The sequence below is a fragment of the Acinetobacter sp. KH_038 genome (assembly GCF_057839405.1).
Window position 1 is genome coordinate 1,429,935 of record NZ_CM174489.1, and the last position, 22,753, is coordinate 1,452,687.

The window sequence follows — 22,753 nt, forward strand, 5'->3', positions numbered from 1 at the left end:
TAAGTTGAGCCTTACTTCTTTCAAGCAAGTTGTATTTCAGCATATTTAATTTGTCACAATTCGATACTTACAAACTCTGATTTCCTTGCTAAATTTAGTCCACATGATGATAAAAATCAGGTCATGCTTTTAGACCGGGCCATCATGCCATTATAACAACGATACAAATCTACGGACCAATAACAAGTACACAGGAGTGAATAATGCTTGGAAATATGATGTTCCAGCCTTTACTGATCAGCAGCATGATTGAACATGCAGGACGCTATCATGCCGATACCGAAGTAATTTCTAAAAATACCGATAGCAGTATCAAAGTCACCAATTGGGGCGAAATTCAGCAAAATTCCAAACGTTTCGCCAATGCCTTACAACAACTTGGCTTGGCACAGGGAGATCGGGTCGCAACCATTGCCTGGAATAATCACCGCCATTTAGAGTCCTGGTATGCCATTTCCGGCAATGGCCTGGTTTGTCATACCATTAATCCGCGCCTATTTCCGGAACAGCTGGTTTTTATCATGAATGATGCTGTGGATCGTGTGGTGCTGTTCGATAAAACATTTGTTCCTTTAATTAAAGCGGTAAAACCGCTATTGGGCTCAGTTGAGCATTTTATCTGTCTGGATGCGGCTGACCCTGCAGTAACTGAAGCCATTCCAGAAGTCCAGTTTTATGATGATCTGATTGCTGCTCAGAATGCAGACTTTGAATGGCCAGTGCTTGACGAAAACTCGGCAAGTTCTTTGTGTTATACCTCCGGAACCACGGGCAATCCCAAAGGTGTGCTGTTTAGCCATCGCTCTACGGTACTACACAGCTATGCCATCATTTTACCAGATTCACTCAATGTCTCGGCGACCGACATCATGCTGCCCGTTGTGCCGATGTTCCATGTCAATGCATGGGGCACACCCTATGCTGCCGCGATGGTCGGATGCACCTTGGTTCTTCCAGGCCCGGGTCTGGATGGGGCCAGTCTGGTAAATCTGATTGATACCTATCAGGTTTCAGTGGCGCTTGGTGTTCCAACCATCTGGCAAGGTTTGATTGCTGCTGCAAATCAGGCAGCTTCCAAGCTGGAAAGTCTGAAACGTAATGTGGTTGGCGGATCGGCATGCCCACCAGCCATGCTAAGAGCATTTAAAGAACAGTTTAATTGTGAAACGATTCATGCCTGGGGCATGACGGAAATCAGCCCACTGGGCACGGCAAATCAGCTCAAGAGCAAACATCTGCATCTGTCTGATGAAGAAAAATTACAGATTCGCCTGTCTCAAGGCCGCCCGCCATTCGGAGTGGATTTACGTTTGACGGATGCGGAAAAAGGTACGCATGAAATTGAACGTGATGGTCAGACCACAGGAAATTTACAGGTCAAAGGGCATTGGGTCATCAGCCATTATTTCGGCAAGGAAGAGTCTGCACTGACGGACGATGGCTGGTTTGATACTGGAGATATTGCCACACTCAATCAAGATGGCTTTATGAAGCTCAGTGACCGCTCCAAAGATTTGATCAAGTCCGGTGGCGAATGGATTTCCTCTGTCGAGCTGGAAAATATCGCAATGGGGCATCCGGAAATTGCGATGGCAGCGGTGATTGCCGCCCAGCATCCCAAATGGGATGAACGCCCGGTATTGATTGCCATCAAAAAACCAGAGAGTCAAATTGGTGAGGCTGATCTGCTCGCTTATTATGCAGAAAAAGTGGCCAAATGGCAGGTTCCAGACAAAGTCGTGTTTGTTGATGCGATTCCACTCAGCGGTACAGGTAAAATGCTGAAAAAAGATTTACGGGAATTATATGGATCTATTTTGCTGGAACAGGCGGCAGGTTAAGATTTGGGATTAAATCTTGCGATCTTCAGCTGATGATTAAAAACTGACTTCTATACAGGAGTCAGTTTTTTATATACAGTTACCAGAATTAACAGATATAGAAACTCGGTTTTCCTAAAAACTATAGTTTTGGCAGATGCTCTTGCTTAATATTGTCCGACAAAACGCTCTATTATGTTTGTTCAGCATATAATTTGACCTGTATTGATATGGTCTGAATTATAAAACGCTTTATGCTGACAACATAATAAATAGACAGTTGTACATTAATGTTGCTGTCTGCGGATAAGGGGATAAAAATGACAAGCATGCCAACCTATCAGCCGCATTGGGTTCGTGAAGATTTCATTGATTTTATTGGTGAAAAAATCCACCCAACCTGGGCATTTAAGAAAGTCAAAGCTGCGATTGTGAGCATTCAAGCGATCAGCCCTGATTTTTTCAAGATTCAGTTACGTCCGAATCATAATTTTAAAGCCAATTCATTTCAGGCCGGTCAAAATATTGCGCTGACACTCAAACTCGATGGCGTACGTCATCAGCGGCATTATTCTGTGGTGACTGTGTTAAACAACGGTGATCTGATTATTGCAGTTAAACAGCAAGGTAAGGTTTCACGTGCTTTAAGCCTGATGCAGAACGGTGCTGTGGTTGAGATCTCGCAGCCGCAAGGCAACTTTATTCTGAAAAAATCTACCCAGCCTATTTTATTTCTGGCATCCGGCAGCGGTATTACCGCGATTTATTCCTTGCTGCAAAAAGCGGTCATCCAGTCGTTGGAACAGATTGACCTGATTTATTTCACCCGGGATGATGCCTTTCATGCTGAACTGAAAACCCTGGCTTTAATGCATCCAAATCTGAAATATCATCATTTCAATACACAGGAACATCAGCAGCATCTGACCCAGACTTTAGTACAAAAACTGGTGCCGGACTTTGCAGAGCGAAAAATATATGCCTGTGGCTCAGCCGGAATGATGAAGGCTGCACTGAGAATCGTAGAAAAACTGGATTTGAGATCCAACTTTCATTCGGAATATTTTCAGATTGTGGTGGATGAAAAAATTAAGGCACAGCCGGTACAGTTTTTAAGATCTCAGCAAGCGTTTCAGGCTCAGTCTAATTTACTGGAAAGCGCCGAAAAATCTGGCTTGCGTCCGGCACATGGTTGCCGAATGGGTATCTGTAATACCTGTTCCTGCACCAAAGTGAGTGGCTCGGTGCGTAATGTTCTGACCGGTGAAGTTGATCATGGTCACAATACCCAGATTAAACTGTGTATTTCCCAGGCGATGAGTCCAGTCGTTATTAATTTATAAATCAATATCAAACAATAAAAAGGTGCTCCCATGAACATGCAAATTGATTTTAAACGACACAGCAAATCCCAATTTCTCAGTCCTGAACAGATTGAGGAGTTCGGTGCCAAGGTCGATGCGATCCGCCGCGAGGTCATGGATGATCTGGGTGAAAAAGACGCCGAGTATATTTATAAAATTCGTAATTTCGTCCGCTATAGTGAAATTGCCTCCCGCGGTATGCTGATGTTTGCCGGCTGGTTACCCCCGGTCTGGCTGGTGGGTACGGGGCTGCTTGGCATTTCCAAAATCGTGGAAAATATGGAGCTTGGACATAATGTGATGCACGGTCAGTTCGACTGGATGAATGATCCGACTCTGAACGGAACAACCTATGACTGGGATACGATTTCCACGGGGGATGACTGGAAATATACCCATAATTATATTCATCATACCTATACCAATATTGTCGGGATGGATCATGATGTCGGTTATGGCCTGATCCGGGTCAGTGAATCGCAAAAATGGGAACCCCGTTTCCTGTTCAATATTCCACTCGGCATTCAGTTAATGGTGTTCTTTGAGTGGTATGTCGGTCTGCAGCGTCTGCATCTGGAAGATGTGATTGCCTATAAAACCAAAACCTGGAAGGAGGTCTGGAAAGAGGCGGCTCCTTTGCGTCAAAAAATGCGCCGTCAGGTATTGAAAGATTATGTATTTTTTCCAGTGATTGCCGGCCCGAATGCCATTCCGGTATTTGCCGGAAATGCCGTAGCCAATGTAATTCGTAGTCTGTGGGCATCTGCGGTCATCTTTAACGGTCATTTCACTGAAGATGCTGAAACTTTTGAGATGGACAATACCGACAATGAAACCCGTGCAGAATGGTATTTGCGCCAGATTCGTGGTTCGAGCAATTTTAGCGGGACGACCTGGCTACATATTCTGAGTGGTAATTTGAGCCATCAAATTGAGCATCATCTGTTTCCGGACATGCCGGCCAATCGCTATGCGCAGGTTGCGCCAAAAGTCAAAGCACTATGTGCTGAATATGGCATTCATTATAACGAAGCGAGTTTCATCAAGCAGTTTTCTACCGTTTGGGTACGTCTGGCGAAATGTTCATTGCCGAATCACTGGACCCAGCAGATTGTAGAAAAAACACATACTGCCCAATCGGTATTGAATTATTTCAAGAGCAAAATCCTGCCTTAATTTTTTGAGATTCTGTATTCACCAGTTTGGTACTCCTCAATAGCTCTGGATGGTCTATTGGGGACTTTTTTTGCCAAGTGCCAAATGAATAACAGCGGAATTCAGGATTTGATGAACGAAGTGTGGAGAGCTATTTCAAAATAATCACCAAAGCAAAACAGATGCACTACTGCTGAAACGCTTGAGCTACAACAACTAGCTTCAGCTCATGAATGGTGTCTTTATAATGGCCGCGTCGTTAGATTCTAGGTCTCAATTTTGAAATATCTTCAATATTTTTTAGCAATCCCATTATTACTGCTTTTAACTGCCTGTAACATCACTGAAGCACCGGCGCTAGATTATCAGGGAAACTGGAAAAATACGCTGGAAAATCCAAAATTTGAAAATATCTTGGTGGTTTCAAAAAATGGTGAAAATTACTTTATTACCAATAGCATAAAAGATAAAGAAACCGGTAAAACCGAGAAGAAAAACCCGATGCCAGCCTCAGTAAATGAAAATGGCCTGCTTCAGCTAAATGCCGGAGCCGGTATGGTGGATTTTGCAATTGATGAAAAAACCGGAAATCTGGTCGGTTCGGGTTCAGTCTATACGAAAACCAAATAACGTTCTCATCTCAAGTCAGAGATCAGCAGAAAAATGCCATGAAACCGCATATTCATGGCATTTTTTTATTGAGCCAGATCTAATAATTCCGCAAAATCTTCTGCAAAGTAATTTGCTTTGGCTTTGACCATATCGATTTCATGCGCAGAGTATGGGTCATAAACTGCAAGTACCTCGATCCCTGCATGGTTGGCTGCTTCAACACCAATTAATGAATCTTCAATAATCAGGCAATCTTCGGGCTTAAGCTGAAAATGCTGTAGAACATTCAAATAGACTTCTGGATGTGGCTTGATATTTTCCACATTTTCACGGGTTAATATAATGTCGAAGTCATTGTTAAAGTTAATTTTAGTATTGATGTTTAGATTATTATCCTGATAACGCTGGATATTTGACAAGCTGGTGGTTGTGGTCAGGGCAAGCTGCATCCCTTGTCGTTGCAAGGCTTGAATGAACCGTTCCGCGTGTGGTTTTAGCTCAACGATATGATCGAGAAAATGCCGTGAAATAGCATAACGGCGTATTTTTACCTCTTCCTTGCTTATCGCAAATCCATATTTTTCTTTTAAATAAGCACAATATTCCAGATAGGGATCAGGCATATGTTGAGAGACTTTAAGCTGAAGATCACGTTGCTGCTGAACCTGATTTAAATCGACCTGGATGCCGGATAGCTCCTGAATCAGCGCAGCATCGACCTGATTCCAGATGCCGACAGAATCAATCAAGGTGCCATCCAAATCAAAACACACCAGCTTTTTGCCCTGAAACATATGATATTTCTCTTTACTTCTACAGTCTATTCCGTGCGCTTGAGTATATAACATGAGACTTGAGTATTTCAGCAAGCTGAGAAAAAAGCAGGAGCGGTGCCTGGAAATAAAGCTACATTTAAGAATCTTTCCAGGTCAGATAAAAGTGATTTTTAATACCCGATAGCAATTGATTGGTCCCCGGAATAGTTGCAAAGTGTTATATTTGAATATTGGCAATTGATGAGATTACATCGATGATACACCTGTCAAAATTATTAAAAAGTTAAAGGAAATGTGTTTCTGTGTTCGAACTTGACTGTAAATTGCTCAGCATTTTTTATTATGTTTACAAATTTAAGAATGTCTCACAAGCAGCTGATCATCTGGATATGAGCCAGCCGGCAGTCAGTAATCTGCTGAATAAAATTCGCCAACATTATGCTGATCCCTTGTTTTTGCGTATTGGTAATGAAATGCTGCCGACAGACTTGTCTAAGCAATTGTTTCCATTGGTCAGTGAAGCACTCAGCAAAGTTGAAGCGATTAATAATTTCACCATCGATTTTGATCAGATGACTTCGCAGCAACGTTTTACCTTGGCCATGACCGATGTATCCCACTTGGTGCTGCTACCAAAGATTTCACAGTATTTGAAACAGCATGCCTCACATATCCGTTTAAATGTGCGTCCGATTACTTCTGAAACCAGTTATCAGATGGCCAATGGGGAAATTGATTTGGCTTTGGGCTTTTTGCCCAATCTGGAAAATGGCTTTTATCAGCAGAAACTGTTTGAACAGTATTATGTGGTGATTGCAGCCAAAGATCATCCACGCCTGACAGGCGATATCATGACCACAGAAGATTATTTACGTGAAGCGCATATTGATATTGATGCCGGGATGGGGCATTACCATATTGAAAATGAGCTGCTGAATCTGGAATTAAAACGCGATATCCTGATGCGCCTGCCGAGCTATTTAGGTGTGGGACTGGTGGTGCAGGAAACCGATGCGATTGCCACGGTGCCTTATTATTTAAGTGAGGTGCTCCTGTCTCGCGGCAATCTCAAAATTTTTGATGCACCGATTGTGTTCCCGACCTATTCGGTAAAGCAGTATTGGCACATGTCCTGTCATCATAAGACCAGCCATCAGTGGTTACGCAATATGCTACATGAAATTTTAAGCAAATAATCCTACAGCTGATAGATTCTGACTGATTTCTCATCTATAGATTTTACAATCCCGGCCTAGGCTGGGATTTTTTGTTTTGGTGCATCTTGATGCCTTTTTCATAGCTTTGCACCTGAATTGATCAGTAAAAATCCAAAAGAGTATTACTAAGTGGAAAAATAGTATTACTAATTTGGCACAGCCTTTGCATCTACCTAATCAATCATAAAGTGATCTAGGGTTCCGGCAGTCATTTTTTTAAAGACTGTGTCTGAGACCGAGAGTTCACGGCTAGGTTTGTTAAAACCAAAGCTACACGGAGGGATAAAAGCCCGGGAGGTAAACCGTATAAGTTAGATGCAGAGGCTGTTATGAGCACAACTATTTATCACGAAGATTCCGCACTGTGGACTGAACTTTTACCGGGTGGCCATCACTGGTCTGCGCGCATTCAACGTGGCGCAGTATTACAACTTAAATCCTTGGGCACAAATGCTAATGTTTCTCTGTTCTGTGTCAATGCAGAAGATAAGCTTGAAGCCTATAACATGCCAGATAGCCTAAAAGGGCAACATACGGCATTTTTAAGCACAGGTCATATTTTAGCGTCTGATCTTGGGCGTGCGATGGTGTCAATTATCAAAGATGATCACGGTTGGAACGATGCTTTTTGTGCGCCAAGTACCGCAAAGCAAATTGAAGATCAATTCGGTTCTAAAACCTTCCAAGATGCGCGTAACGACATGTACCGCAATGGCAAAGACAGTTTATTGCTTGAGATGACCAAATTTGGTTTATCCGCGACTGACCTAAGCAGTACTTTAAATCTCTTTTCTAAAGTTCAACCTGATGACAACGGCAATTTAAGCTATGTGCCATCTGACAATACCGATCAGGTGATTGAGCTGCGTTTTGAAATGGATTGCTTGGTATTTTTATCAAGTGCGCCCCATGCCTTAGATAACAGCCCTGCCTATGCACCTGTCGATGTTCAGCTTTCACTTTTTAAAGCATTACCTTTAGGCGACACCGATGTTTGCCGTGATTCATGCCCGCAAAATCAGCGTGCTTTCCAAAACAACAATCGTTATTACGCTTTAAGCGCCTAATTGGGGAATGATCATGACTACACTCGTAAACCCAACACAAAATCATGAAAAATCAGTACTCAGTGAAGTGTGTCCTGCCGGTGAAGCGTGGATGTGCGAAGTGAAAAAAGGACAATATTTCCGTATCGTTGACCTTGAAGGCAACCAGGCGGTAGATACTTTATTTATTTCCGTACATAACCCTGAAGAGCGTTACAGCGCAACCGATACTTTGGCGATGAATCGTCAAATTTATCTCGAAAAAGGCACCACTTTATATACCAATTTTGGCAATAAAATCGCCACGATTCATGATGACAATTGTGGTCGTCACGACACATTAGGCGGTGCATGTTCATGTGAAAGCAACACGGTACGTTATAGCTTAGATAAATTCCCAATGCACAGTTGCCGTAACAACTTCATGATTGCGCTGTCACAACATCCAATTGCCAAAAAGCATGGTTTAAACGTACGTCATATTGGTCCAAACATTAACTTCTTTATGAATGTACCTGTGACATCGGAGGGCCATCTGAAATTTGATGATGGTATTTCCGCACCGGGCAAATATGTCGAGATTAAAGCAGAGATGGATCTCATCGTCCTCATTTCAAACTGCCCACAACTGAATAACCCATGTAATGCCTATAACCCAACCAAAATTCAACTGATTGTCCGTGACGGCGAGGTATAAGCGATGTCTACAAAATATGGGTTTAATAAAGTTCTCATCGCTAACCGTGGTGCAATTGCATGTCGTGTCATTCGGTCCCTTAAAAAATTAGGCATTCAATCTGTGGTGGTCTATTCAGAAGCCGACTGTGATTCATTGCATGTCACTTTAGCCGATGAAGCCGTGTATATCGGTGATGCGCCTGCGAGCCAAAGCTATTTAAATGTCGATAAAATTCTAGAAGTTGCTAAACAAACAGGTGCACAAGCGATTCATCCGGGTTATGGATTCCTCTCTGAAAATGCGGAATTTTGTGATCTATGTGAAGCACAAGGCATTGTGTTCCTAGGGCCAAATGCCGAGCAGATGAAAGCCTTTGGTTTAAAACACACCGCGCGTGAACTCGCAATTCAAGCCAATGTGCCTTTACTTCCGGGCAGTCAGTTATTGGCAGACGAAGCTGAAGCATTATTGGAAGCAAATCGTATTGGTTATCCAGTCATGCTGAAAAGTACCGCAGGCGGTGGTGGCATTGGTATGCGCCTGGTCTGGAATGCTGACGAGCTGAAAGATGCCTATGCAACCGTATCTTATTTAGCACAAGCCAATTTTAAAGATGCAGGTTTGTACTTAGAGAAATTCGTCCAAAATGCCCGTCATATCGAAGTGCAAATCTTTGGTGATGGCAGGGGTTTAGTTTTAGCGTTAGGCGAACGTGATTGTTCGGTGCAGCGCCGTAACCAAAAAGTGATTGAGGAAACACCTGCACCGCATTTGAATGATACGCAACGTGCCTATATCCAAGATGTTGCAATCCAACTGATGCAATCGGTGAATTACCGCTCGGCAGGAACCGTTGAATTCGTGATGGATACCGACACGCAAGAGTTCTATTTCTTAGAAGTAAACACACGTTTGCAAGTTGAACATGGTGTAACGGAACAAGTCTTTAGTGTGGACTTGGTCGAATGGATGGTGACTTTAGGCAGCGGTGACTGGATACCACCAACATCTACTTTGGAATCTAAAGGTCATTCAATTCAAGTGCGTTTATATGCTGAAGACCCGATTAAAAACTTCCAACCCAGTGCAGGGCTTTTAACCCATGTTGAGTTTGATGCCAATGCCCGTAATGAAACGTGGGTAGAAACTGGCTCAAATGTATCGTCCTTCTATGATCCAATGATTGCCAAAATCATTGTGACCAGCGAGACCCGTGAATCTGCGATTCAAGCCATGAATGACACGCTGGCTAAAACGCAAGTGGCGGGTATTGAAACCAACCTTGAATATCTGCAAAACATTATTGACTGCGATGTATTTAAAGCGGGTACGCAAACCACTCGTTTCTTAAATACCTTTGAGTGGAAAACTCAGAAAATTGAAGTGTTACAAGCGGGTATTCAAACCGCCGTGCAAGATGTGACAGGCCGTTTGGGCTATTGGGATGTCGGTGTGCCGCCATCAGGTGCGATTGATCCGCTTTCATTAAATGTGGCAAATCAACTGTTGAGCAATGCACCCAATACCGCAGGTCTAGAATGTACGCTACAAGGCCCAAGCTTAAAATTCCATTGCGATAGCCAGATTGTATTAGCAGGTGGCGATATGGCATCAACTTTGGATGGGGTTGCCGTTCCAATGTGGCAAACCGTGAATGTCCGTAAAGGTCAAATTTTAAAATGTGGCAAGATCGCCACAGGTTGCCGTACCTACATCGGGATTAAAGGCGGTCTGAATGTACCTGAATATTTAGGCTCACAAGCGACCTTTACCTTAGGTCAGTTTGGCGGTCATGCAGGGCGTAACTTACTGATTGGCGATATGCTTCCAATCACGGCATTTACATCGACTGAAACTAAAGCGCTAGCACCTGAACAAATTCCGACATTTAGTCAGGAATGGGAAATTGCGGTGATGTATGGTCCGCATGGCGCGCCGGATTTCTTTACCAAAAACGACATTGATACTTTCTTTGCCAACGAGTTTGAAATTCACTTTAACTCCAGCCGTACCGGTATCCGTTTGATTGGTCCAAAACCTGAATGGACACGTGAAGATGGTGGTGAAGCAGGTTTGCATCCATCCAACATTCATGACAATGCCTATGCCATTGGTGCGATTGATTTCACCGGAGATATGCCGATTATTTTGGGTCCAGATGGTCCAAGCCTTGGTGGTTTCGTATGTCCTGCGGTGGTGATTAATTCTGAACTGTGGAAACTCGGTCAACTCAAAGCCGGCGATAAAGTCAAATTTGTACCTGTGAGTTATCATCAAGCCAAATTGCTAAATGAAAAATATCATGCGCAATTGGTATCAAAGGATACACAAGATGTGACTTTTGATGAAGCGTTCTATCCTGAAATCAGCACGCTGAAATCTGCCATTTTAGATACTTTAAAAGGTCAAAATGGCACGCCTGATGTGGTGTATCGTCCTGCTGGCAACAATTATATGTTGGTAGAATATGGCGAATTGGTACTAGATTTAAACTTACGCTTCCGTATCCATGCGCTGATGCAATGGGTCAAAGATCAAAACATTCAAGGAATTATTGACCTGACACCGGGTATTCGTTCACTGCAAATTCATTTTGATTCGACCCAGCTCGATCAGATTGATTTATTGCGTATGCTGCAAGTGGCGGAAGAACAACTGCCTGATGTGACCGAGATGCAAGTGCCTTCACGTACTGTTTATTTGCCACTGACTTGGGAAGATTCACAAACTCAGCTTGCAACCGAGCGTTATATGCAAACGGTACGCCCTGATGCGCCGTGGTGTCCGGACAATATCGAATTTATCCGTCGTATTAATGGCTTAAAAGACAAACAGGCCGTGAAAGATGTGGTCTATAACGCCAGTTATTTGGTGATGGGCTTGGGCGATGTGTACTTAGGTGCACCTGTGGCAACACCGCTTGATCCGCGTCAGCGCTTAGTGACCACCAAATATAACCCTGCACGGACATGGACACCTGAAAATGCCGTGGGTATTGGCGGTGCGTATATGTGTGTCTACGGGATGGAGGGTCCAGGGGGGTATCAGTTTGTGGGTCGTACTTCGCAAATGTGGTCACGTTACCGTAAAAATCCTGATTTTGAACAAGGCATGCCGTGGTTACTGCGCTTCTTTGACCAAATTAAGTTTTATGAAGTGTCTGAAGCGGAACTGATGCACATGCGTGAGGACTTTAAAGCAGGTCGTTTAAAACTGCGTATTGAAGAAGGTGTGTTGAACCTGAAAGAATACAATGACTTCTTAACTGAAAACCGAGAATCGATTTCTGCCTTTAAAGCAGTGCAACAAGCCAACTTTGATGAAGAACGCCGTCGCTGGCATGAGGCGGGACTTGCAGAATATGTCTCTGAAAGTCTTGATGCTGTGGATGATGGTGAAGGCGTGGAAATTCCAGACGGTGGTTGCGCGGTGGAATCGCATATGCCGGGTTCAATTTGGAAAATTGAATGTCAGTCTGGTGATATTGTGGAAGAAGGTGCAACGCTCGCGGTGATTGAAGCGATGAAGATTGAGATTCCAATTATTGCGCCTGAGCGTATGAAGGTTGAAGCAATTACCATTGAAAAAGGGCAAACGGTAAAAACGGGGCAGGTGTTGTTTACGTTGGCGCCAGTGGCTTGATGAATTAAAAATAAAAAAGACCGCTTAGGCGGTCTTTTTTTATTCTATTTGATATATAATTTATTGAAATAATTTCAATTATACTTGGTATGAAATCTATATTTTCTTGTTTTTATGAAGAGCATAATGATGCTGAACTAAGCCGAATTTGGAAAGATGAACAAACATTTTTTGTTTTTGATACCAATGTATTGTTAGGTTTATATAGTTTCCAACCTGAAAATAGAAATGATTTTTTTAAAGTACTAGAGTTACTAAATGGAAGAGCATGGATTCCTTATCATGTAGGTCTTGAGTACCAGCGAAACAGACTAAAAATAATAAAAAATAGAAGAAAGTTTTTCACAGAAATGAAGAAAAGATCTGATGAATTGGCACACACAATTAGTTTTGATCAAAAATTATTCACAACTTTCCAAAATGAGTTCTCAATAATAAAAAACTTTCCAACCATTAATACAAAAATTCAAGAAATACAAAATGATATTAAAGATAAAATTGATAATGTTAATTTACAATTAAGACAAAGTATTCAAGAATTAAAAGCTGAAATCTACTCTCAAGATAAAGATGGAATTTTTTTAAATTCTGAAGATATTGTTAGAAATAAAATTGATGAATTTTTTACAATTGAAAAAGTTGGAGAAAATATCTTTGATACACAAGTTAAGTTAGATCAGTTATTTAAAGAAGGTGAAGATCGCTATAAAAAAAGGATACCACCAGGTTTTGAGGATGAAAAAGAAAAAGGAGAAGAAGTCTTTTATTTTTCAGATTTAGAATATAAAAGTAAATTCGGTGATTTAATAATTTTCAAACAGATCATTAATTATGTAAAAGATAAAGCAATCAAAAATGTAATTTTTGTCTCTGAAGATACAAAATCAGATTGGCGCATTAATGAGGATTTTGAGGGTAAAAAAATTCTAGGTGCTAGAGTGGAACTTAAAAATGAAATTTATAATGAGGCAGGGATTGAATATTTCAATATTTTAAAGATAGATGAGTTCTTAACCAAGTCAAAAAATTATCTAAATGTTAATATTGAAGATAGTTCAATTCAGGATATTAAAGATTCACTTAAATTTAAAGATAAAAAAATTATATTTAAATTTGACCTCAAGAAAGAGAATGATAACAATGAATCTGTACAAATAAGTGAAGCCGATAAATTCATAGAGTATTTGAAATACAAAAAATTTAAAGAAGACTTTTTAAAGTCTGGTAATCCTTATTACGATGAATTAGTTATTAAAAATAGAGAGTTTGAGAAGAAATTTGGTGAATTTAACGAGGAAAAGTTTTTAGAGAATTTGTATTTTCTGAATGAAGATCTATCCGAATCTGAAAAAGGAAAAATAAAAAGACAGATTTTAAAGAATATGAATTCTAAAGATATTACACATAAATTCAGAAACGATCATGATGATGAATCATTCAAAAATCAAAAAGACGAGGATTAGACAAGAAATTAAGACCTAAAAACAGATCTTTAAATGGGCTATTGTTTACATATCTAGGTTATCTCCAAGATGAACAATATTATCCACTCACGCTTTGTCGCAAGCTTTTCAGACCTTAAAAAAGAACCCAATAGAAGTGGTCACTAATGGTTTTATCGAAACAATATCATTCTTAAAATTACATCAGGGGAATAATTTTCTTGTTAAAATCAAAACAGGAATTTTCAGGGATAAATGGAATATGGCAAAGAATCTACAAGAACTTTTAGGAAAGCGTAGCCTTGAAAGTCAAAAACGAATTTTAGAAAAGGCAAATGAAATTTTAAATAATCTTGTTCAAGAAGATCGTCAATTATTAAAAATTGCAGAAGAAGCTGAAACTGAAAAAACTGTAAAGATAAGTATTAATGACCTACGAGCTCGAGTTCACAAAAATCGCGCTTAAAGAGTTTAATATGTTTAGCCACACTTTGATGCACTCCTGAACCGCAATGGTGCAAAATGGCCTATTTTTTAGGCATACTTAAAAAATAAATCATTCTTGTTTTTCCTCTTTTTGCGTATGTAATTATTTTCCCACGCATTCTACTTAAATCTATTCTATTTTATATTGTGGCACGCTTAATGCTTTTATTTATATACAACATAAATAGAGGAGAGCAATACACTTGATCACTCATAATCACAAACATCGGTTAACCATTCATGTATAAAAAAAATAGCAAGGGCATGAGCAATCAAAATGGAATAAACCGCTGAAATACAAAACTTACTTTTGCTTTAGAACAAGCCCCATTTCAATATTATGGGGCTTTTTTTTGCCTTTTTATACCATTTCATTTATCACGTCTAAATAAACAAAACTGGCACGCTTTCTGCATTTTCCTAAGTAATACGAAATTCTGGTTTTGTAATATCCACAGGAGATGCACATGAACAATCCGACATCAAATAAAAAAATGCATCCATGGCTTCACTTTCTGGTCGAGCTGCTCAGCGTACGCGCAGGCTTTCACATTAAACAGTCTTCACAATACCAACCGAAGGATCAACATCGTGCCTAAACCAAAATTGGCACGGATCAGTATCACCGTTCCAGAAACCACGCTACATGCGATGGATCAAAAAATTGTCGAGCAACACTATGAAAGCCGCTCGCAGGCCATTGTCGACATGATTAACCGCCACCTGATTGATGATCTGGTGATTCGCGATGAAGTCATGGTCGGCACACTCACCTTGCTCTATGACGTCAGCCTGAAACCGCTGCGCAGTCAGTTGGTCGATCTGCAACAGCAGTATCTGGCACAAGTGATCAATTCACTGCATATCCAGCTGGATGATGAAAAAATCCTGCAAGTCATGCTGATGCAGGGCGCGAGCAGTGACCTGAAAGAAATTAGCGAACAATTTATTGCATTAAAGGGCGTGATTAAAGGGCATCTCGAACTGATGGATGCTGTCATGCCGCCTATTCCACAAAATACTGAACATACTTAAGGAGAGCAGCTGTGTACAACTTATGGACTGTACAGGACTGGCAACACGCCTACCAGAATAACAATATCCAGCTTAGTGACCTGAGTGAGTATGTTGCCGGTATGAATAATGACGATCATGCATGGATTTCGATTGCGACAGCAGCAAAATTACAGGCACAAATTAAGGCTATGCACTTGAAGATGCAACAGATCTCAGTCATCTCGGTGGCTGGCGCGAATTTATGAAATCTAAACAACTTTCAAATACCAAATTTAAATGTGAATGCATAGGGGAAGTCGTAAAATGATCAAAAAAGCACTAATGTCAGTTTCCGTACTGTCTGCAATCCTTTTTAGTGGCTGTGATAATACCGCTAAAGTACCTGAACCAAATGCCAAGGCAGAAGGGAGTATAAATATTCAGCCCATCCTGATTGGTTATAGTGACTGGCCGGGATTTGTGGCCTGGCAGGTAGCGATTGAAAAAGGCTGGCTGGAAGATGCCGGAGTTAATGCCGATTTTAAATGGTTTGACTATTCTGCTTCACTCTCTGCATTTGCAGCGAATCAGCTGGACGCCGTACTGGTCACTAATGGTGATAATCTGGTCACTGGCTCTGGCGGTACCAAGGGTGTCATGATCATGGCGACTGATTATTCAGCTGGAAATGACGTCATTATTGCCAAGAATGGTATTAATTCGATTCAGGATCTGCGCGGTAAAACAGTTGCGACGGAAAAAGGCCTTGTTGATCACTTATTGCTGTCCACTGCACTGGATGATGCCAAGATTGGCATGAATGAGGTCAAACTGGTCAATACCATGACCAATGAATTGCCACAGGTGTTTGCCACTGCCGATATTGATGCGATTGCAGTATGGCAGCCAGTGGCAAATCAGGCTCTATCTGCAGTAGCCGGTTCCAAGATTATTTTCACCTCTAAAGACAAGCCGGGATTAATCTACGATACCTTGACCGTGAATCCCGCCCATCTGGAAGCCAATAAAGAGCAATGGAAAAAGGTGATTCAGGTTTGGGATAAAACCATCAAATATATCAATGACCCGGCGACTCGAGAAGAGGCTGCACAGATCATGTCGAAACGGGTTGGTGTCGATGCGAAAACCTATATGCAGTTCATTGATGGCACGCATTTACTTGATCTGGCCGCCAACAAGAAAGTCTTTACCAAAGGTGATGGCTTCGACTCGATCTATGGCTCCAGCTACCATGTGAACAAGTTCAATGTGGCCAACGGCATTTATACGACTGAAATGAATGTGGATGGTGTGATTGTTCCAACGCTGGTACAAGAGCTGCAATAAAGCTTGATCTCAAGCATAAAAAATCCCCGGTCTGGGGATTTTTTATTGTTAGATGAATATTAAAAAATTAAAGCTGCGTACTTTTAGAAAAGACATTGATAAAGATAATACCAATGATCATAAACGCCAGGCCGATCAGCGCAGGAAGATCCAGTTGCTGTTTAAACACCAAGAGGCCAACCGTTGAAATCAGGATAATGCCGGCACCAGACCAGATTGCATAGGCAATGCCCATCGGAATAGTTTTCATGGTCAGTGACAGGAAAAACAGGGCAACGGCATAACCGGCAATGGTGGCAAGTGAAGGCCAGAGCACGCTAAAACCATTGGAAGCTTTCAATGCAGAAGTTGCAATGACTTCTGCAATAATGGCAATCGACAGATATAAAAAAGACATATTTCTCCCTATAACACCCGTTCTGCATGTTGCATCAGGTGATCCTGCTCTGACTTCAGCCAGCTTTCAGCTTGTGTAGTCGTGGGGGTCGCATATTGAAATTGGTAATCCGGCTGGTATATATCCAGCTCAAAAATCAGGTCAATGTCGCGACCATCTAAAATGACATGCTGAACCAGACGGGTTTCATTAAGAACTTCAAAGTTTTCCAGGTTAAAGGTTTTGCCTGTTTCAATGCTGCGGGTGCTGTAAGTTTTAGCTTGACCATCAGTCCCGATAGAAACTTCAAAACTTTCCACCAAGGCAAACACGGTCGGATCGACAGCTTTTAAGTCCATTTGAGCTACTGCACTTTGCACTTCAGGCAAACGCGTCAGGGCATAGGCAATATGATCACCACAAATAATCAGGCCACCATCCATTTCCAGTGTCTGACCAGATTGAACATCAAGCGCAGACTGAAGACGCAGGCCTAAAAATAAACCATGCTGTACCTGCTGGCGCCAGTCTTCGACATAGACATTACTTGGAGAAAATTCCAGAATGCAGTTGCCAATCGCATGTAACTTGGCCGGTTCCGGCCACTGCACATAATTCTGGTAATTAGCGTAGTCTTTCACTTCCCAGGACAAGAGTTGGCTGGCACTATCCCAAAGTGTATTACCAATCCAGCCTTGGCGTTCCTGAACAGCAGTTCCGGTCTGGCTTTTTAGACGAAGATCAATGGTAAAACTGCGCGACTGAAACCAGTACACAATGGTGTTTTTATCAGTCAGGCCATTATAAAAACTGATACTTTTACGCCGGAAAGCACCGTATAAAAATTCTGGAATAATCTCTGGCTGAGAAGGCACAGGCTTTAAGCTTTTAATCACTTCAAACAGATTCATGATGCTGTCTCCACATGTTCTTCAAGTCCAAAAGACGAAAGTGGTACAGCATTTTTTAAGACCAGTTCACCGCTAGCAACGCACTGTTTTAAATATTGAAAGGTCTGGGCGGTCTGATTAAACAGATGCTCACCTCCGATCAGGGCAGAATATTTGGCATTTTCAGTGTGAATAACCGGTTCAATCACGGTGTCATAATTGCAGGCGCAAAACAGCGGGAATGAATAACGTTCTTCCGAGACCTTTTTCACGCGGTGCTTGGTGGCGAGATATTTACCATTCGACAGAATTTCCATCATGTCACCGATATTCATCACCAGAGTGTTTTCAATCAGTGGAATGTCGATCCATTCACCGGCTTTATTTAAAACCTGTAAGCCGGGTGCGGTTGGTAACAGCAAGGTAAAGCATTCATAATCGGTATGTGCGCCAATGCCTTCGGCATCTTTCACTTCCGGATTATAGGGATAATGAATCAGGCGCAGCTGACTTGGTGCATCAGTAATTTTGCTTTCAAAAAAGTCCTCACGAACGCCCAAGGCCAGTGCAAAGGCAGAAAAAATCTGCTGGCTGATCTCACGCAGATGACTGTAGTATTGGCTGACAATAGACTTGAAGTCAGGATGGTCTGGCCATAAGGTAGGGCCAAGTAAAGGACAGTTTTTTTGTGTACCCTGATAATCATAATTGACATCATAGGCTTCTTTTAAATCATAACTGTTGCCGGCAAACTGTTCTTCGCCAATCGGCACATAGCCACTATGGTTTTTTGATTTGCCAATATAGTGCTGCATTTTGGTGTCCAGATCCTGAGAAAAATAGGACTGGGCCATTTCAATCAGAGCTTTGGCGTAATCAAAATTAAACTGGCTACCTTGCAGATAGAGAAATCCAACTTCTTTACAGGCATGATCCAGAGCATGAGCAACTTCAATACGATCGGCTAAATCCGGACTTTGTAATTTTGAAATATCAACCAGTGGGAGTACATATTGCGCTTGCATGACAATCACCTCTAATGTTGGTCGTCCAACACAGCGATTAAAACCTTCGGGTCGTCCCAAAGGTATTTTGAATAAGATTATTTATTGCTGCTGACCTTGGTCATACGCGGAATGACTGGCAGTTCTGCCAGTGCTGGATCCAGTTCATCTTCTTCAGCATGCACCAGATAATCGACACGTTGTCTTAACTGTTTAAATTCAGGACTAAGCATGACGTCTGGATGGCGTGGACGAGGTAGATCAACTTCGATAATTTCCTTGATTTCACCCGGATTGGTTTTCAGTGCAACAATACGGTCGGCCAGTAAAATCGCTTCATCCATATCGTGGGTCACAAAAATGATGGTGATATCAATGTTTTGCCACAGGTCCATCAGGTGACGCTGCATTTTTTGCCGCGTATGTGGATCAAGTGCCCCAAAAGGTTCATCCATCAACAGGATTTTCGGTTCATTGACCAAAGCCCGGGCAATCGCGACACGCTGTTTCATCCCGCCAGACAGCTCATGCGGATACTGGTTTTCATACTTTTCCAGACCAATGATATTGATCCATTCACGTGCCTGTGCTTCTGCCGCTGCACTACTTTGGCCTTTCATGCACGGACCAAACATGACATTTTCCTTGACAGTTTTCCAGGGAAACAGGGTATAGCCCTGAAACACCATGCCACGCTCCGGACTTGGGCCGGTGATCGGCTGGCCATCCACCAGAATCTCACCACTGCTATAAGGATCCAGGCCGGCGACTACACGGCTAAAGGTTGACTTGCCACAACCAGAAGGGCCAATCACACAGATGAATTCACGCTTATGAATTTTCAAATTGAGTGCATTTAAAACCGTACGTTCGGTTTTGCCATGACTGAATTTTTGCGTCAATTGCTTTGCTTCCAGAATCACCGGACGGCTATAAATCTTGTCAAAATATTCGCGGGTATTAAATTCAGTGTTTTGCATTAGTTAGCTCCCGGTTTCCATTTAAATAAGCGTTGTCCCAGTTTCATTAAAATCACATCGCAAAGCAGACCAATCACCCCGATAATCAGGATAGCGGCAAAGACATTGGGAAAGTTCTGATAGCGGGCTTGCTGGGTAATGAACCAGGTAATTCCGGAGGTACTGCCAATCAGTTCAGCCACAATCAGGTAAGTCCATGCCCAACCCAGCAGCACGCGTAGATTACGGTAAATTTCTGGCATGGCTGCTGGAATGACGACATGCAACAGGCTTTTGAGTTTATTGGTGCCTAGGGTAAAACCGGCTTCAATCAAGCTGCGATCGACCAGACGAGTAGTATTGGCAATCAGCAGAATCATCTGGAACAGGGTTCCAATCACAATAATCGCTATTTTAGGTGCATCATTGATTCCTAATATCGCAACGGCAAGTGCACCAAAAGCCGGAGCAGGCAAGTAACGGAAGAACTCGACAAAAGGCTCTGTTAACAGGGAGATTTTCTTGGAAAAACCACATAAAATTCCGAGTGGAATGCCAATCAGGCATGAAATAAAGAATGCAGTAAAGACCAGCTTGATACTGTGCCACAGGCTTTCATAAAACCAGGGTGCATTGGGTTGAACAGGAGGGGTGGTAAACGCGGTTACCAGTGCAATTGCTACTTGATGCGGTGCTGGCAAATAGATAGGATTGACCAGGATGCCTTGAGGTGGAGCCAGACCCTGATCTACTGCGGACTGGGCAGCAGAAAAAAACAGGTTTTTATCAATACGACTATCCACCTGTAAATAGGCAACACTACCTGAATCAGTAATCTGAACTTGTGGATGCCAAATAAATGGCAAATAGCTGACTGCACACCAAATTAAAATTGGTATTAAAAACGACCCCAAGCCAAACAGTAATTTATTTCTTTGACTGAGTTCACGTGCAACGTAACTCATAGTGTTGCCCCTCAATATTACAATTTTTATAAAACGTAATACTGATTAAGCAAAATGGATGCCATTTCATCCCAAATTATAAAATGACTTTTAAAAGGATTTATTTTTATAGAAAAATGAGTAGACAATTCTTAACAATATTCAATAAGCCGGATCAGAATGCAGAGATTTTAAGTTTTAATCATTTTCTGGAAAATAGATTCAATAAAAAAGACCTGAAAAATCAGGCCTCTTTTTTAGTAGTATTATTTAACCAATAATATCTGCATGCTGGTTTTGCAAGCTATAGATGCATTGCGCTGCAATCTGTTTTTTCTCTGCTTCAGAGAGGTCGATTGCCTCCCATTTTTCCATCTGTTCGAGTAACCAGATAAAATCAGAGAATTGCGGTTCAGTAGTTTCACCCACAACATTAGAAATAATGTTCCGAATTTTATGATAGTCATAGACATGTCGCTGGGCGGAGCATTCAAACTGGATAATCTGATAATCGACCAGCATATTCCATACTTCTGTCAGATCGCTGCGCTGTTTTAAATCACGTTGTGCTTTTTGTATGGCAGTCACCAGCGCTTTTACAGTATGTGGATGTAATTCAGCCCATTCACGGGTCATGGCCAGAACCTTGTCGGCAACTTTGGGAATGACATTCTGGCTTGCAGCGACAATAAAACTATAGCCTTCGAGCTTGGCCTGAATATTCCAGGGCTCTCCCACACAAAAGCCATCAAACACCTGTTCCGAGATCCCTTTGACCATCGAAGGCGGTGGAGAAGTCATAAGTTGAATATGATGGGCAATATCGAAGTCTGTCAGGGCTAGCCATTCTTTTATACAATAATGATGAATGGAATGCTTATAGACATAGGCCAGATTCACTTTTTGCTGTTGCTGTAAGGCTCGTACCAGTTTTCGAGAACTGCTTTTTTCATCGTCTTCTGCATCAATTCCCAATTCATAACATAAATCCTGGCGCAGGCTGATAAAGGCCTGATTGATACTCAATACCAGAGGGGTCTGCAAAGGGACTTGAAGCTGATCTGTACCCAAGGCGGCAGCGGGCAACATGGCGGACAGACAATGTGCAGCATCCAGAAAGCCATAGGCCAGACGGTCACGCAAACTTGACCAGGAGGCTTCCCGGATTAAATGGATGGTTAATCCTTGCTCGGCAAAATAACCCTGTTTTTCGGCCCAGAGAATGGCGACACAATCAAGCAAAGGAATATAGCCAATATTGAGTTCGGTTTTTTCTAATGTGGACATATGCTTTTCCTTATTGGCCCAGTAACAGCTTCTGTGCATCCAGTAAGCGTCTGGCCATTTCACCAATGGTAATCCGGTGACTCATGGCATTTTTACGTAATAAGGCAAAGGCCTGTTCTTCAGATAATGCATGCAACTGGATCAGCAGCGCTTTGGCCTTATCAATATCTTTACGGTCAATCAGTTTGTCCTGGGTTTCTTTTAAATCATTCAGCAGCTTTTTATGCTTACGAAACTGTTCAATTGATATTTCCAGAATACTTTCCAATTTAGTGGGATCAATACCATCGACGATATAAGCCGTGATTCCGGCTTCAATGGCACTTTTAATGGTGTCTTTATTTGAATTCTGGGTAAACAGTACCGTGGGAAGTTCATATTGACTGACACAGCTTTCAATCACATCCCGATGTGGATGATCCATATTCAGCAAAATTACATCGGCATGAATGCCTTTGACATGCACCATATTCAGGTCATTCAGGATTAAACAGGCCACCACCTGGAAATCATGTAACAGCAGCGATTCCTGGATGAATTGAGCGCGCTCCAGATCATCATCAATAAGAGCAATTCGTAATTTAGACATGGAATATTTTCAAGTAAGGCCTAAGGAATATTCAAACATGATTAAAGCAAAAAACATGCCATGCTCTTGGTGCATAACTCCGGCGCTCTATGATCAATTTAGTGCACAACTTTAGGCAGAAC

Annotated in this window: 22 protein-coding genes and 1 riboswitch; of the genes, 14 read left to right on the plus strand and 8 right to left on the minus strand. The window is 41.9% G+C overall.

The annotated features are described in order from the left end of the window. The first annotated feature begins 203 nt into the window (after nt 1-203). The 4 genes from AC3IT7_RS06755 (at nt 204) to AC3IT7_RS06770 (ending at nt 4,969) form a co-directional block, all read left to right on the plus strand. Nucleotides 204-1,841 (plus strand): long-chain-fatty-acid--CoA ligase, encoded by a 1,638-nt coding sequence (locus AC3IT7_RS06755; RefSeq protein ID WP_489249848.1) that lies wholly within the window; start codon nt 204-206, stop codon nt 1,839-1,841. A gap of 299 nt (nt 1,842-2,140) precedes the next feature. Then, on the plus strand, nt 2,141-3,163 hold the full coding sequence (locus tag AC3IT7_RS06760) for a flavin reductase family protein (RefSeq protein ID WP_489249849.1): 1,023 nt from the start codon (nt 2,141-2,143) through the stop codon (nt 3,161-3,163). A 30-nt stretch (nt 3,164-3,193) separates the two neighbouring features. Continuing rightward, nucleotides 3,194-4,360, plus strand: a complete 1,167-nt coding sequence (locus AC3IT7_RS06765; RefSeq protein ID WP_489249850.1) for a fatty acid desaturase family protein — start codon at nt 3,194-3,196, stop codon at nt 4,358-4,360. Between the two features lie 258 nt (nt 4,361-4,618). Next, nucleotides 4,619-4,969 carry a hypothetical protein gene (locus AC3IT7_RS06770; protein WP_489249851.1) on the plus strand — a complete coding sequence of 117 codons (351 nt, stop codon included), beginning with the start codon at nt 4,619-4,621 and terminating at the stop codon, nt 4,967-4,969. A gap of 65 nt (nt 4,970-5,034) precedes the next feature. Here the strand turns inward: AC3IT7_RS06770 and AC3IT7_RS06775 are convergent, their stop codons facing one another. Further along, the gene (locus AC3IT7_RS06775; RefSeq protein ID WP_489249852.1) at nt 5,035-5,745 is read right to left on the minus strand and encodes an HAD family hydrolase; all 711 of its coding nucleotides are present in this window, start codon (nt 5,743-5,745) and stop codon (nt 5,035-5,037) included. A gap of 284 nt (nt 5,746-6,029) precedes the next feature. Here AC3IT7_RS06775 and AC3IT7_RS06780 point away from each other — a divergent pair, with 284 nt between their 5' ends. From AC3IT7_RS06780 to AC3IT7_RS06825, 10 genes are all read left to right on the plus strand, one after another. Further along, complete coding sequence (locus AC3IT7_RS06780; RefSeq protein WP_475655359.1) at nt 6,030-6,923, plus strand: LysR family transcriptional regulator; 894 nt, start codon at nt 6,030-6,032, stop codon at nt 6,921-6,923. A gap of 203 nt (nt 6,924-7,126) precedes the next feature. Next, nucleotides 7,127-7,243: riboswitch (guanidine-I (ykkC/yxkD leader) on the plus strand. 30 nt (nt 7,244-7,273) lie between these two features. Beyond that, nucleotides 7,274-8,011: an urea amidolyase associated protein UAAP1 gene (locus AC3IT7_RS06785; protein ID WP_489249853.1), complete on the plus strand. Its 738-nt coding sequence runs from the start codon at nt 7,274-7,276 to the stop codon at nt 8,009-8,011. Between the two features lie 13 nt (nt 8,012-8,024). Then, a complete protein-coding gene (locus tag AC3IT7_RS06790) occupies nt 8,025-8,687 on the plus strand; it encodes an urea amidolyase associated protein UAAP2 (RefSeq protein WP_489249854.1) in 663 nt (220 codons plus the stop codon). Between the two features lie 3 nt (nt 8,688-8,690). Continuing rightward, the gene (uca, locus tag AC3IT7_RS06795; RefSeq protein WP_489249855.1) at nt 8,691-12,311 is read left to right on the plus strand and encodes an urea carboxylase; all 3,621 of its coding nucleotides are present in this window, start codon (nt 8,691-8,693) and stop codon (nt 12,309-12,311) included. Nucleotides 12,312-12,400: 89 nt separating this feature from the next. Continuing rightward, a complete protein-coding gene (locus AC3IT7_RS06800) occupies nt 12,401-13,774 on the plus strand; it encodes a PIN-like domain-containing protein (RefSeq protein WP_489249856.1) in 1,374 nt (457 codons plus the stop codon). Between the two features lie 136 nt (nt 13,775-13,910). Further along, nucleotides 13,911-14,219, plus strand: coding sequence for a hypothetical protein (locus AC3IT7_RS06805; RefSeq protein ID WP_489249857.1), 309 nt, complete (start codon nt 13,911-13,913; stop codon nt 14,217-14,219). Between the two features lie 487 nt (nt 14,220-14,706). Next, nucleotides 14,707-14,838 (plus strand): hypothetical protein, encoded by a 132-nt coding sequence (locus tag AC3IT7_RS06810; RefSeq protein ID WP_004647016.1) that lies wholly within the window; start codon nt 14,707-14,709, stop codon nt 14,836-14,838. Then, complete coding sequence (locus AC3IT7_RS06815; RefSeq protein WP_489249858.1) at nt 14,831-15,274, plus strand: CopG family ribbon-helix-helix protein; 444 nt, start codon at nt 14,831-14,833, stop codon at nt 15,272-15,274. The genes AC3IT7_RS06810 and AC3IT7_RS06815 overlap by 8 nt, the downstream gene beginning before the upstream one ends. A gap of 11 nt (nt 15,275-15,285) precedes the next feature. Continuing rightward, nucleotides 15,286-15,501, plus strand: coding sequence for a hypothetical protein (locus AC3IT7_RS06820; protein WP_489250028.1), 216 nt, complete (start codon nt 15,286-15,288; stop codon nt 15,499-15,501). A gap of 58 nt (nt 15,502-15,559) precedes the next feature. Continuing rightward, the gene (locus AC3IT7_RS06825) at nt 15,560-16,582 is read left to right on the plus strand and encodes an ABC transporter substrate-binding protein (protein ID WP_489249859.1); all 1,023 of its coding nucleotides are present in this window, start codon (nt 15,560-15,562) and stop codon (nt 16,580-16,582) included. Between the two features lie 67 nt (nt 16,583-16,649). Here AC3IT7_RS06825 and AC3IT7_RS06830 read toward each other — a convergent pair whose 3' ends face one another. The 7 genes from AC3IT7_RS06830 to AC3IT7_RS06860 form a co-directional block, all read right to left on the minus strand. Continuing rightward, on the minus strand, nt 16,650-16,979 hold the full coding sequence (locus tag AC3IT7_RS06830; RefSeq protein WP_004280373.1) for a DMT family transporter: 330 nt from the start codon (nt 16,977-16,979) through the stop codon (nt 16,650-16,652). 8 nt (nt 16,980-16,987) lie between these two features. Beyond that, the gene (locus AC3IT7_RS06835) at nt 16,988-17,869 is read right to left on the minus strand and encodes a hypothetical protein (protein ID WP_489249860.1); all 882 of its coding nucleotides are present in this window, start codon (nt 17,867-17,869) and stop codon (nt 16,988-16,990) included. Next, entirely contained in the window at nt 17,866-18,873 is a 1,008-nt protein-coding gene (locus tag AC3IT7_RS06840; RefSeq protein WP_489249861.1) for an isopenicillin N synthase family dioxygenase, read from the minus strand. Before AC3IT7_RS06840 ends, AC3IT7_RS06835 begins: the two co-directional genes overlap by 4 nt. A gap of 77 nt (nt 18,874-18,950) precedes the next feature. Beyond that, nucleotides 18,951-19,832, minus strand: coding sequence for an ABC transporter ATP-binding protein (locus AC3IT7_RS06845; protein ID WP_489249862.1), 882 nt, complete (start codon nt 19,830-19,832; stop codon nt 18,951-18,953). Then, nucleotides 19,832-20,776 (minus strand): ABC transporter permease, encoded by a 945-nt coding sequence (locus AC3IT7_RS06850; protein WP_489249863.1) that lies wholly within the window; start codon nt 20,774-20,776, stop codon nt 19,832-19,834. Before AC3IT7_RS06850 ends, AC3IT7_RS06845 begins: the two co-directional genes overlap by 1 nt. Before the next feature lie 249 nt (nt 20,777-21,025). Further along, nucleotides 21,026-22,042, minus strand: coding sequence for a CmpA/NrtA family ABC transporter substrate-binding protein (locus AC3IT7_RS06855; RefSeq protein ID WP_489249864.1), 1,017 nt, complete (start codon nt 22,040-22,042; stop codon nt 21,026-21,028). A gap of 10 nt (nt 22,043-22,052) precedes the next feature. Continuing rightward, complete coding sequence (locus tag AC3IT7_RS06860) at nt 22,053-22,631, minus strand: ANTAR domain-containing response regulator (RefSeq protein WP_475655357.1); 579 nt, start codon at nt 22,629-22,631, stop codon at nt 22,053-22,055. Between the last annotated feature and the right edge of the window lie 122 nt (nt 22,632-22,753).

Bases quoted from the DNA above. Each gene is read 5' to 3' on its own strand.
- AC3IT7_RS06755 (WP_489249848.1), top strand. From the start codon at position 204: ATGCTTGGAAATATGATGTTCCAGCCTTTACTGATCAGCAGCATGATT.
- AC3IT7_RS06760 (WP_489249849.1), top strand. From the start codon at position 2,141: ATGACAAGCATGCCAACCTATCAGCCGCATTGGGTTCGTGAAGATTTC.
- AC3IT7_RS06765 (WP_489249850.1), top strand. From the start codon at position 3,194: ATGAACATGCAAATTGATTTTAAACGACACAGCAAATCCCAATTTCTC.
- AC3IT7_RS06775 (WP_489249852.1), bottom strand. From the start codon at position 5,745: ATGTTTCAGGGCAAAAAGCTGGTGTGTTTTGATTTGGATGGCACCTTG.
- AC3IT7_RS06785 (WP_489249853.1), top strand. From the start codon at position 7,274: ATGAGCACAACTATTTATCACGAAGATTCCGCACTGTGGACTGAACTT.
- AC3IT7_RS06790 (WP_489249854.1), top strand. From the start codon at position 8,025: ATGACTACACTCGTAAACCCAACACAAAATCATGAAAAATCAGTACTC.
- uca (WP_489249855.1), top strand. From the start codon at position 8,691: ATGTCTACAAAATATGGGTTTAATAAAGTTCTCATCGCTAACCGTGGT.
- AC3IT7_RS06800 (WP_489249856.1), top strand. From the start codon at position 12,401: ATGAAATCTATATTTTCTTGTTTTTATGAAGAGCATAATGATGCTGAA.
- AC3IT7_RS06810 (WP_004647016.1), top strand. From the start codon at position 14,707: ATGAACAATCCGACATCAAATAAAAAAATGCATCCATGGCTTCACTTT.
- AC3IT7_RS06825 (WP_489249859.1), top strand. From the start codon at position 15,560: ATGATCAAAAAAGCACTAATGTCAGTTTCCGTACTGTCTGCAATCCTT.
- AC3IT7_RS06830 (WP_004280373.1), bottom strand. From the start codon at position 16,979: ATGTCTTTTTTATATCTGTCGATTGCCATTATTGCAGAAGTCATTGCA.
- AC3IT7_RS06835 (WP_489249860.1), bottom strand. From the start codon at position 17,869: ATGAATCTGTTTGAAGTGATTAAAAGCTTAAAGCCTGTGCCTTCTCAG.
- AC3IT7_RS06840 (WP_489249861.1), bottom strand. From the start codon at position 18,873: ATGCAAGCGCAATATGTACTCCCACTGGTTGATATTTCAAAATTACAA.
- AC3IT7_RS06845 (WP_489249862.1), bottom strand. From the start codon at position 19,832: ATGCAAAACACTGAATTTAATACCCGCGAATATTTTGACAAGATTTAT.
- AC3IT7_RS06850 (WP_489249863.1), bottom strand. From the start codon at position 20,776: ATGAGTTACGTTGCACGTGAACTCAGTCAAAGAAATAAATTACTGTTT.
- AC3IT7_RS06855 (WP_489249864.1), bottom strand. From the start codon at position 22,042: ATGTCCACATTAGAAAAAACCGAACTCAATATTGGCTATATTCCTTTG.
- AC3IT7_RS06860 (WP_475655357.1), bottom strand. From the start codon at position 22,631: ATGTCTAAATTACGAATTGCTCTTATTGATGATGATCTGGAGCGCGCT.